This is a genomic window from Arthrobacter sp. Hb9-2 (assembly GCF_059091165.1).
In genome coordinates this window covers 1-10,142 of the sequence record NZ_JBNHGJ010000057.1, presented here as the reverse complement: position 1 = coordinate 10,142, position 10,142 = coordinate 1, and the positions used below count along the sequence as shown (strand labels likewise).

Below are 10,142 nucleotides of genomic sequence, written 5' to 3'. Positions count from 1 at the left end.
TCACTCAAGAAGCTAATCTGCGCCTGGTAAAAGATCATGTACGCGCGTGCCGGATCGATCGAACAAGATGGGCTTGACGTATATAGAAGCATCCCTGCTGAAGGAAGAACGACCACAGCGGATGGTGCGTCGGCAGCGCATGGTGTCGACCATGGGAAACGTTCCCGGGCCTGTCTCTAGGAGTCCTGAGCCTTTCCTAATACCCAGCGGTTCCATCTGGTGGTGTTTCCGGGCGGCAGCCCGAGGGTGCGGATTGCTTTCTTGCACCAGCGGTTGCAGAGGTAATAGTGGGCTGCGGCGAGGACAAGGAGTCCGGCCAGAATAATCAGTGCCTGGTCTTTTGCGGCCTGGTACTCGTAGTATCCGGGCTGGCCGTAGACCAGCTCGCCCGTAACCAGGGGGCGGGTTACGTCCAGAAAGTAGTTGAGCACCTGGACGAACGGGAACATCAGCAGAAATATCGGGACAAGCACGATGGCGAAGTATTTGAGCCATAGGATTCCGCAGCGTTTGTTCCAGGCTGCTAATTGCTGTTTCGGGTCAGTGTCTATCGACTGGTCCATGCTCTCCCCCAATGAGTTCTCTTTTTGTGCATAGCTTACGTTGGGGACGGGCGCGCCAACTTGAAAGGTAAGCATGCTTGCTATTAGGTTGGGTGTCAGCTTCTCCGCCTGTCCCCCATCAGGCGGAGTGGTTGCCAGGGAGGCCCCGCTTTACGACTCGTGCTGCGGGGCTTTTCGCTATCCACGGTGGGCAGCAGATGCAGGATTCGGAACGGCAGAGGGAGTGTGCAATGGCTCAGGGTGATATCGAGACGTACTACGAAGACGGTTCGTGGAAGAACAAGCGCGAAGGTACCGGCCGCGCGTTCGGTGCCGGCTACAGCACCAAGGACGAAGCAGAAGCTGCAGGCCGGGAAGCTGCCCAGTCAGACAAGGTCGAGCATGTCATCAAGAACCAGGACGGCCAGATCGGCGCCAAGAACAGCTACGGCAACGATCCCCGGAACGTCCCGGGCTGATCGCTAAGCCACACCCTGGGCGCTCCGGCGCCTGGGGAATCCAAGAAGGGCCGGCTCAAAATGAGCCGGCCCTTCTGCGTTCTCCTCGGCAAAGGAAATCAACGGATTCAGCCTAGCTGAATGTTCTCGGTGGTGCCTGCAGCTGCCCCGGTGGACGTCGTTGCCCCCTTGCAGCGCGGCACCTGGTGGTGCGTGTGGTGGGTGCGTTGACCGGCGGTCCGCCCCTGGTGAGTCGCTGCTGTGGTTCGCCCTGGGCGGCGGACCGCCCGACTTCTGAAAGGTTCCGGGCCCTTCCGTGATGCGTGGCCGGGGGTCTTGCCGGGCAGGATTTCCGCCCGGCAAGAGTGTTTATGCGGCCGCGTCGTCCTCGGCTGGCTTCTGGCCCTCGAGGATGATGTTCTCGACCTCGCTGGGGGTGTATCCCCACGTGACCAGCTGGTTCAGGTAGTCCCGGTGCGTCTGGCTCGGGGACCGCCACGAGTCCTTGGCGATGGTTTTCTCATACCCTGCGCAGACCAGCGCGATCAGGGAGAACTCGGGCCGCGCTTCGGTTTTGGCGACGTGGTCCCGGAGCGGGTTCCACCCCCCCGGTCGGTCTCTTCGACCTTGGCACCGATCATTTCGGCAGCGACCTTTCCGTCGTAGCCGCTGGCGGTTTCGGAGTGGTGGGTGATGGCGTGGACGGTGAAGTACTGCCAACCCTTGGGTGCCTGCTTCCTGGCCAGCAGGGTCTTGACCCATTCCCGCCGGACCTTGGTGGCCGATTCCATGGCCTTGTTATTGGCGATCAGGGTTTTCCGCTCGGCCTTCTGCTCCTCGGTCATCGGCCCCTTCTGCGCCTGCGTCCCGCCGCCGTTGTAGCGTTCGTACTTGGGGGTGAAGCCCAGTTCCTTCCAGTCGCTGATAACGGGCTTGGCGTGGTGCTGGCCCTGATAGTTGGTGCTGATGATGCAGGCGTTGGCGTCCTCGTCGGTGGCCGGTTCCCCGTCTGCCCGGTTGGCCGCTGAGACGTACAGGTTCTCCTCGTCGGCGTAGTGCCCGGCGTCCTCGACGATGGCCTTGCCCTGAGCAATGAGTTCCTCGATCAGCGCGGCAAGCTGAGCCTTGGATTTGCGGTCGTCCCGAAGCTTCTGGGCGATGTGGTCAAAATACTGCGGCTCGTCGCGGATGACTGATTCGAGTTCCTCGACCGCATCCTGGTCCCCTTCAATTATGTGGACAAACCTCTAGCGTCAAGGTCCTCCTTTGTCTACATGACTATGGACCGAACTCGAGCAAGGCACTTCTTGTCATAGCGTATGACAAATTTGTAACGATATAGCTTAGCTGCCCTTTTCCGCGTCGCCTCCCCGAGATGGCTCGGTACTTTGGAATCTCTTACAAGAAACCATTGGGGGAAAGATGTCTCGTAAAACGATCATGAGTGCTGTCTTGGCGGCTGGCCTGCTGCTTTTGGGATCACCGACGATAGCGGCGGCCTCGCCGAGCGGCCTGACACAGATTGACCGGAAGGCCACCTCTCTTACATCGGACCAGGAAGCGGAGATCCGGGCCTCATTCGACAAGTACGAAGTCGATGCGAAGCAACAGGACAAACTGATCAAGAAGATCAGGAGCGGCCAACCTCTGGATGCCTTCACTGGTGTAGCTCCGGTCGTCGTTGAAGATCGCTCAACTGCCGCCCAAGTTGAGACAGTCGAACGCTTCGCTGATGGATCCTTCAAGGCACAAAGCGTAGAGAAGGCCGTGACACCACAGCCTGGTGAAATCACTACGATGGCGGTAGTAAACAACTGCGCCTATTCCGGTGGCAGCGGGTATGCGGTCTATAGCAATTGCACGATTGCTGCCAACTGGAGCGGAATCATCAACGTCGCGTTTGTCGCAACCTATCAGCATGTAAACGGAGGACCGAGCAGCATCCTCTCCGTTGGAAACTCCACACAAAATTGTGCGGGTGTTAGCTGTTCGTCTCCTTCTGTGTGGATTGGCCGCCAGAGTTCTATCGGATCGACCCCTGCCTGGGCACAGGCTCAGTCCAGGGTGGATGCAGCATGGGGTTCCTGGGAAGTGTGGGTTCAGCTGCAGGTGGTTCCGTCGACCGCCTATGCCGTACAGTCCTAAATCATGGATCTCGCAACTATGAGCTCAGCGAACCCGGTTCTCTCTTCTTCGGACACCTGGGTTACCCCGGTTCTTGGCGTTTTATACCTTGGGCTAGCGGTGTTTGCGCTTGTATCTCTGTTCCGCTCAAAGTGGCTATCCAACCCGCTCAAAGCACTTGTGGCAGTAGGCATCCTCATTGCACCGTTTCTCGGCTCCTTGGCGTGGCTGGGCTACACCGTTATCAGGAAGCAAGTAACTGAAAAGCAGCACGGCAGGGTGTAGACCATCCTCTACCTGCTTGTGACTGAAGCAGGACGTGACTGAAGCAGGACGGGACGTTTTCCAAAACTGGAGAGCGTCCCGTCCTGCGTCGTTTCCGCACAACATTTTAGTGACCATCGTGGGAGCAATACCCCAACATATTGCGCAGCCCGTCGGGCCTTACCCCAGTCTTTACCCGGCGTCTGGTTCCAAGTCTTGGAGCAGGTTACGGATGCGTTGCTGTGTTGCCTTGTGGCGTTCGACTTCTCGGGGCCACCCGCGGACTTCTGCATCGGCTACGAGTTCCTCCTCACGTTCGAGCCGGGCGTTAAGTTTGGGTGCGTACTCGCTGGTGGTGAGGAATTTTGGACAGGTGAGCATCAGTTCGCATTCGCATGGCCCTTCTGCTGGCAGTCGTAGGCAGTGTCCGAGTTCAAGTTCCGTCTTGAGAAAATTGCTTTGCAGCCAATGAATCGATTCGTCGTCAAGGCTTCCGTTCATTATTGCCTCAGCCGCGGGCCCAGCAATTCGGTTACCCGAAGCTAGCGCGTCCTCGTATTGACGACGGACCTCCGGGTCGGAGATTCTGCTGTAGATCATGGACATTGATGCACTTTTGTGGCCGAGGATCGTCATGATGGTCTGAATTCTCGCTCCCCCTTCGGCGAGTTGCGTGCCGAGGGTGTGGCGCAGCCTGTGTGCACTGACAGTCCTTGTTCCTCTGGAGTCCACGAGGCCGGCCGCGGTGCACGCCTTCTCAAAGGCGTCATCGAAGAGGGTCGCCGATGAGAGGAGTTTGCCCTTGCGGACGAAAATGTAGTTCTCCAGCCGCCCGGTGGTGGCATCCCGCCGCGCTACTGCCTTCATCGCCTTGGCCTGGTTGATTGTCTCCTGCAGGGCAACGGCCGCATCAGCATGCAGCGGGATGAGGCGTTCAGAATGGCCTTTGCCGACCGGGATTCGCAGCCTGGGATGGCCGCTGGCGTAGGCGTCGAGGCAGTCCCAGGTAAGTCGCCGGATCTCGTCCCTTCTCGCACCAGACCACCTCAGCAGCAACAGGGCGGTCCGCTGCAACGGATCGGCGAGGCCTTCTATCGCGGTCATCAGGGCGTCCAGCTCGTGCCGGGGCAGGTATCGGGGAATTGTCTCCTGCCTGCGAGGCGCGTCCCGAGCCGTGAGCAGCGGCCCGCCCGGAACGTCGTCCCAGCCCCACATGCTGGTATCACGACAGAATGCTCCGATGGCATTAATCTCGTGCTTGCGGGTGGTTATATGCAACGGCTGGCCTGTGTTCTGACTCGGATATGTAGGTAACCAGCGAAGGTATTCCTCAATCAAGGACCGGTCCAGCTGGGCCATAGATGTGACCTCTGGGTGTTCACGTCCGAGCCAGTTCACGAAGCGCCGCAAGCCCTCTCTGGCGATCCTGACCGTCTGTGGGCGGTCGAATTGTGCCTCAAGGCGGGTGAGGAGATAGCGCTCAACGACCGCCCGGATCCGGGGTGGGCAGGGTTCCGGGAGCAGGTTTTCTTCCCAGCTTTCGCGGCGCCTCGTTCCGGTGAGCGGCGGGTCGGTGACCTGCCCGATGTTGAACAGCAGGACGTGCAGGCAGTGGACTTTCGCCAGGTGAGCCCTGGCGAAACGTTCGCCGGCGTTGTCGCCGGTCATCTGCCAAGGCGACTTTTGATAGAGAGCGGCCCGGAGCTGAGCGAAGTCCTCCCGTTGGCCGAAAGACCGTATCTGTTCAGCCATTTGAAACAGGTCCTCGGCGGAAATCGCTGTGATTTCAGGGTTACCGCGATGCAGCAGTAGACGGCCGATCGCCCAGGTGAGGTTCGTCCGGGATGACTCCGGACGGTATCCCAGCTCCTTCAGGCGCATCGTGTGAGCCTCAAAGAGGTCCAGATCAACCCCGAGCCCCTTGCCGCCTGCCTCGGTGCTAAAAAGCCGGGCGTACTTTCGGACGAACAAAAATTCGTAATCCAGCCCGACGCCGTGCACGAGGGCCAAATAGACCAGATAGCCACTGGCGTCGAAGGTATCCGTACGTCCGGTGGCGCGAAGGGGTCCGCCGGTGAAGCCAGCCCGGACGAGAAGAGGCGCCCGGAACCAGTCCTCCAGATCAGGCCAAGCCTGAACAAACCGGCGGTAGGCCGCCATGCGCTGGTAGCGGGCAGCATAGTGGGGGATAAACGCTTTGACCCACGCACCATACTCGATCTCCGTAGCGTGCTGGCGTGCGGTAGGAACGGGTATCCCTGCAGTTGCCCGCGCAGCGGAGGTCACTGGAGAGCAGCCAAGGCAGCGAGGTATTCGTCGCGGACCTGGGAATCCGAAACCCTGGTATAAATCCGGGTCGACTCCGGTGATGCGTGGCCCAGGCGTTGTTGGAGTGCCAACTCGCGCATTCCGGCTTCCCACATCAGGGTTGCGTGTGTATGACGCAAGGCGTGCGGTGTCTTCTCGGGTGCCCGCAGTCCAAGCTCGTTCAGCCGTCGAGAGAACATACGCACCAGCGCGTCGTACGACAGCGGATCACAGGATCGCGCACCGCGGCCGCCGACGAGAAAGAGAAACTGGCTCTCCGATTGGGATGGACGTTCACGCATGACATATCGGTTGACGGCGTCCAAAGTGCGGGGTTCCAGCACATCGACAACGCGTTCTTGGCGGGATTTCCCTCTCGCTCCGCGAGGATGGTCATCTCGTTTCCGGATAGTGACGCGCCGGTGCCCGTACGAAACGTCCTCAAGGTACAGGCTCAACACTTCCCCTGGGCGCAGTCCTCCATCAAGCATCAGCAGGACCATCGCTAGATCCCTCAAACAGGTCATGCTATTCAGCAGGGCCTCGACTTCGGGTATGGCCAAGGGGCGCGGCAGTCTCAGCGGCAGTTTGACCCTGATTTGACTCCGGACCGGCTGCTGTCTACTTGCACCGCCTGTAAATGGTCGGTGCCGCTCACTCACCATGGCCAATGACCTATCAAGTTGCCGGCGCATGGGGTTCTCCGCGTCGAACATCTCCGCGATGATTGCCCACTCATAAAAGCTCGAAACGGCCGCCAGCATCCGGGCAATAGTGGATGCGGACAGCAGCCGTCCTTCAGTACCGGTAATAGCGAGACCAAGTCGCTGGGCTGGCCTTCGGCTCGGTCGCTTCCTCAACCAGCCCAAAAACTCCAAAGCCACAGCGGGACGGAAATCGTCCCACTCCGTGCCGGTCTCGTTGAAGAATACAAACAAGTTCTTCAGATCAAAACCGTAAGCCGAAGCAGTGTTCGGGCTGCCTCCGGAGTCCAAAATGTGTTGCAAAAATCTGCAGACAGGGGCCACGGCCGAACCGTCTGGATCCAGAAGCATCACGCTGGAAACCATCCCGGATGACTTGGTCGTAACAACCCGCATCTGCGTCACCTTCCCAGTGCAACACCCCCGGCTTTCATCCTCCGTGAGGCTCGCAGTGTCCACATAAGAAAGAACTCGGCCATCACCAGCGCCATGTCGAGGGTGTAGCCGCTCTCGAGGGCCTTGGTCCCTGTGGTGGATGCCTTGGCTTTGAGCGCGTTTTCGACCTTGTCCTTGGTCCGGCCGGTCTTCTTGGCGATCGCGGCCGCCGAGACTCCGATCAGGGACAGCTGGTGGTAGGCATCGGCTTCGTCCGCTTCGGTCAGTTCGGCGCGCTGGATGTTCTCCACGACCTGCGTCACGATGCGCTCGGCTTCCTCGGGCGAGTCGATGAGCAGGACCGGGATGAGGGGCCGTTCGGCTTCGACGGCCGCGCGGGTGCGCCGCTGGCCCATCAGGACGTGCACGGTGCCGTCGTCCTTGCGGTGGGCGATCACTGGTTCCATCACGCCGTGTTCTTTGATGCTGGCGATGAAGTCAGCGGTCAGGGCGGCGTCCTTGCGGACGTTGATGTCCACGGTCAGGGTGGCCGGGTCGAGCATTTCAAGCGTGGGTGTTGCGTTCATGGTGTTGCTCCTTCTTGCCGAGAAGTGGGGTGGGTGGGGCGGCTCGTGGTGACCGGCCAGCTTCCCTTCTCCCCCCAGACGCTTCTATGTCTATCAAGCGGGCGGGAAACGGGTGCGGACGCGGACCAAGTTGTCGCCTGGGGCGGCTCGTGGTGACCGGCCAGCGTCCCCTTTCCCCCCTTGTTGTTTTGGCTGCTGGCGAAGCTTGCGGAGCTGTGGCCGACGGAGGCCTGTCTACCCGTGAGGGCAAGGGGCGGGAAATTCCCGGAGGAAATCAGCGACGAAGGAGCACCGCAGGGACATTTCCTGCACCGCAGGCCCCGACGAAGGAGGGGCTAGACCGGCCGGAGCGGACACGTACAATCCGTCAGGACAGCAGCCAAAACGTCGCAGACAAGGCAGGGCCAGGGGGTCCGGAGCTCTGCGACGGCGCCACCTGGCCCCAATAGCCGGCCGCGAAGCGGACGCCCGATCTGATCTTTGGTCCCTTAGGCTTGGGCCATGAACAACACCAGAAGAGCAACGCTCGTTTGGTCGCTGGGGGCAGTTGCTTTCTCTCTCATCGGCGTATACATCGCATTGAGTTTCAACGGAGCTTGGTACTCCGTCGTTTCGGCAGTCATCGTTCTTCTCGCGGGAGCGGCTTTCGCAGCTCGGGCAGTTCAACCTGGACACCGGCCTCAGCAGTAGATCGCGGATCGATGGCAGCTAAACATGTCACTACTCACGGGTGGCGGCCGCCGCCCGTGAGGTCCATGAAGATCTTGGCTGTGGTGTTCAGTGTTGCCGCGGTCGCGTCGGTGGTGTTGGTGGCCGTGGACCTGATCGCTGGTCGGCCTGCTGCCGGCGATATCTATATTGCGGTGCTTAACGGTGTTGTGGCCGCCGCTTGCTGGTGGATGGCCTCTGCAAGTCGGCGCGCCTAAAGGAATCCGTCAGGACAGCAGCCAAAACAGAAAAACGCTTCTACAGCCCGAGCGAAGCGAGGTCCTTCTCAGCGGTTGTAGGGCTGAGGCTGGCCCCTTGGGGCCGGCCTCAGTTTTCCCTCAGCAAAAGGAAACCCAGTGCTGCAGCGTCATCGCTGCAGTAACTTACAGGTCCTGGGGCGATGTCTCCCAGGAAATATCAACGATGGGGGCGCCTGGCTGGGGCATGGTTAACATCGAGAGCTCCAGGATGTCCTGGGCATGGGTGGCATCGGCAGGTGCTGCGTCGTCGTCCGTCAGGATGTAGTCGTGGCTCATGTGCTGGCCCCCCCGGGCTCTTAGTGGTTCGTGTTCCTTTTCCACTGTAGCCCGGCGTCCGGTCATTGCCCGCTTGTGGTGCTGCGCCCGCGGCAGCGTGATCGGCGGCCGGAGGAGCGCACGCGGGGGAGGCCGCCACCGCACCCAAGGGGCCGGACCTTTTTCCCGGTCCGGCCCCATTGCTTTAGCGGTGCCTCTTATAGGCGGTGGCTTGGTTCTTCGCGACGGGGGCGATTGTTCCCCGGCTTACCAGCTCTTCCAGCAGCCCGGCGAGTCGGCAGCCGGGGCTGACCTCGATCGCGAGGGTGAAGTGCTCGGCGGCCACGGATGACTGGCCCTTGAGATAGGACAGCCAGCCGATCAGGGTCAGAAGCGGTGCCCGGTAGCGCTCAGGCGTCGTTTCCATCAGGTCCCGTGCCAGCTGCTGGGCCCGGTCGACCCGGTCCCAATCCGGTGTGATGCCCTGGCCGATCAGCAGGTCTCCGCTGTCTTCGGCATCGGGCCGTTCCGGGTCGATGACGTTGCAGAACATCACGTCGCGCAGGTCCGGGCGCTGGAAGCAGGCCACCAGCTCGACCGCGGTCTCAGGGTCGGTCCATCCGTCCCGGGTCAGGGCGTCCGCCCAGAGTTCCCGCCCGGTGTGCAGCTCTCCGGCGAACACCCGGTAAACGGCCTCACGGATCCGGTCGGCGGTATCGGACGTTCCGCTGAAGGGCGGGTAGGTGGTGCCGGGACCCTTCTGGTAGCTGCTCCCACGGAACACCAGTTCCGCGTTCAACTGCCCGTCCGTGATAGATTCCAGCGGTTCGGGCAGGCAGCATCCTGCCTCGCTGTCGCACAGCAGGTTCCGCCAGTGCGACGGGGTGACCAACCAAGCATCCTGCAGCGGGGTACCGGCACTCTCCAGCGCCTCAATCACGGCCTCGACGTGGTCGTGGAAGGGGCGGGGCTGTCCGAGGGCGGGGGTGCTGGCTGTGTAGATGGCCAGCAGCACCGCCGTGGCCTGAGTGTCCAGTGCGAGGTAGTCCACCATGGAGCGGGCGAAACCTGCGGGTTCGGCGAACGCGGGAGCGTCGACGCGCAGTGTCGCGCCCAGCGTCTTGCCACGCATGGTCAGGAACACAAAGGATTCCCGCGGTACGAACCCGAGGGAGTGCGGGATGAAACCGAGGATGTCGGCCGGGCTGGAGATGCGGATTGCGTCGGTCATGTCGAAAGTCCTTTGCTGAGGATCAGGTGGGTGGGGCGGCTTAGGTGACCGGCCAGCGTCCCCTCTCCCCCTTGTTGTTTTGGCTGCTGGCGAAGCTTGCGGAGCTGTGGCCGACGGAGGCCTGTCTACCCTTGGGCAAGGGGCGGGAAATTCCCGGAGGAAATCAGCGACGAAGGAGCGCCGCAGGGAAATTCGTGCGCCGCAGGCCCCGACGAAGGAGGGGCTAGACGGGCCGGAGCGGACACGTACAATCCGTCAGGACAGCAGCCAAAACGTCGCAGACAAGGCAGGGCCAGGGGGTCCGGAGCTCTGCGACGGCGCCACCTG

Annotated in this window: 9 protein-coding genes and 2 pseudogenes; 4 read left to right on the top strand and 7 right to left on the bottom strand. The window is 61.2% G+C overall.

From position 1 onward, the window contains the following. Positions 1-176: 176 nt before the first annotated feature. Positions 177-563: a hypothetical protein gene (locus AC5RV1_RS20480; protein ID WP_493995829.1), complete on the bottom strand. Its 387-nt coding sequence runs from the start codon at positions 561-563 to the stop codon at positions 177-179. Between the two features lie 230 nt (positions 564-793). On the opposite strand from AC5RV1_RS20480, the gene AC5RV1_RS20475 reads away from it, so the two are divergent. Then, positions 794-1,021 (top strand): DUF2188 domain-containing protein, encoded by a 228-nt coding sequence (locus tag AC5RV1_RS20475; protein WP_493995828.1) that lies wholly within the window; start codon positions 794-796, stop codon positions 1,019-1,021. Between the two features lie 348 nt (positions 1,022-1,369). On the opposite strand, the pseudogene AC5RV1_RS20470 reads toward AC5RV1_RS20475, so the two are convergent. Further along, positions 1,370-2,229 (bottom strand): annotated as a pseudogene (locus AC5RV1_RS20470) (ParB/RepB/Spo0J family partition protein); the annotation flags it as partial. Between the two features lie 193 nt (positions 2,230-2,422). Between AC5RV1_RS20470 and AC5RV1_RS20465 the strand changes: the two are divergent. Then, positions 2,423-3,145, top strand: a complete 723-nt coding sequence (locus AC5RV1_RS20465) for a hypothetical protein (protein ID WP_493995827.1) — start codon at positions 2,423-2,425, stop codon at positions 3,143-3,145. 3 nt (positions 3,146-3,148) lie between these two features. Then, a complete protein-coding gene (locus AC5RV1_RS20460) occupies positions 3,149-3,409 on the top strand; it encodes a PLD nuclease N-terminal domain-containing protein (RefSeq protein WP_493995826.1) in 261 nt (86 codons plus the stop codon). A gap of 171 nt (positions 3,410-3,580) precedes the next feature. Here AC5RV1_RS20460 and AC5RV1_RS20455 read toward each other — a convergent pair whose 3' ends face one another. The 3 genes and pseudogenes from AC5RV1_RS20455 to AC5RV1_RS20445 all read right to left on the bottom strand — a co-directional run. After that, complete coding sequence (locus tag AC5RV1_RS20455; protein WP_493995825.1) at positions 3,581-5,548, bottom strand: tyrosine-type recombinase/integrase; 1,968 nt, start codon at positions 5,546-5,548, stop codon at positions 3,581-3,583. Positions 5,549-5,670: 122 nt separating this feature from the next. Further along, entirely contained in the window at positions 5,671-6,795 is a 1,125-nt protein-coding gene (locus tag AC5RV1_RS20450; protein WP_493995824.1) for a tyrosine-type recombinase/integrase, read from the bottom strand. A gap of 71 nt (positions 6,796-6,866) precedes the next feature. Further along, a pseudogene (locus AC5RV1_RS20445) lies at positions 6,867-7,361 on the bottom strand (ParB/RepB/Spo0J family partition protein); the annotation flags it as partial. Positions 7,362-8,116: 755 nt separating this feature from the next. Here AC5RV1_RS20445 and AC5RV1_RS20440 point away from each other — a divergent pair. Continuing rightward, a complete protein-coding gene (locus tag AC5RV1_RS20440) occupies positions 8,117-8,287 on the top strand; it encodes a hypothetical protein (RefSeq protein ID WP_493995823.1) in 171 nt (56 codons plus the stop codon). Positions 8,288-8,452: 165 nt separating this feature from the next. Here the strand turns inward: AC5RV1_RS20440 and AC5RV1_RS20435 are convergent, their stop codons facing one another. After that, on the bottom strand, positions 8,453-8,605 hold the full coding sequence (locus AC5RV1_RS20435; RefSeq protein ID WP_493995822.1) for a hypothetical protein: 153 nt from the start codon (positions 8,603-8,605) through the stop codon (positions 8,453-8,455). Positions 8,606-8,789: 184 nt separating this feature from the next. Further along, positions 8,790-9,815, bottom strand: a complete 1,026-nt coding sequence (locus tag AC5RV1_RS20430) for a DUF4192 domain-containing protein (protein ID WP_493995821.1) — start codon at positions 9,813-9,815, stop codon at positions 8,790-8,792. Between the last annotated feature and the right edge of the window lie 327 nt (positions 9,816-10,142).

What these genes read in the sequence shown, in the direction of transcription:
- AC5RV1_RS20480 (WP_493995829.1), bottom strand. Translation starts at nt 563, where the DNA reads ATGGACCAGTCGATAGACACTGACCCGAAACAGCAATTAGCAGCCTGG.
- AC5RV1_RS20475 (WP_493995828.1), top strand. Translation starts at nt 794, where the DNA reads ATGGCTCAGGGTGATATCGAGACGTACTACGAAGACGGTTCGTGGAAG.
- AC5RV1_RS20465 (WP_493995827.1), top strand. Translation starts at nt 2,423, where the DNA reads ATGTCTCGTAAAACGATCATGAGTGCTGTCTTGGCGGCTGGCCTGCTG.
- AC5RV1_RS20460 (WP_493995826.1), top strand. Translation starts at nt 3,149, where the DNA reads ATGGATCTCGCAACTATGAGCTCAGCGAACCCGGTTCTCTCTTCTTCG.
- AC5RV1_RS20455 (WP_493995825.1), bottom strand. Translation starts at nt 5,548, where the DNA reads ATGGCGGCCTACCGCCGGTTTGTTCAGGCTTGGCCTGATCTGGAGGAC.
- AC5RV1_RS20450 (WP_493995824.1), bottom strand. Translation starts at nt 6,795, where the DNA reads ATGCGGGTTGTTACGACCAAGTCATCCGGGATGGTTTCCAGCGTGATG.
- AC5RV1_RS20440 (WP_493995823.1), top strand. Translation starts at nt 8,117, where the DNA reads ATGAAGATCTTGGCTGTGGTGTTCAGTGTTGCCGCGGTCGCGTCGGTG.
- AC5RV1_RS20435 (WP_493995822.1), bottom strand. Translation starts at nt 8,605, where the DNA reads ATGAGCCACGACTACATCCTGACGGACGACGACGCAGCACCTGCCGAT.
- AC5RV1_RS20430 (WP_493995821.1), bottom strand. Translation starts at nt 9,815, where the DNA reads ATGACCGACGCAATCCGCATCTCCAGCCCGGCCGACATCCTCGGTTTC.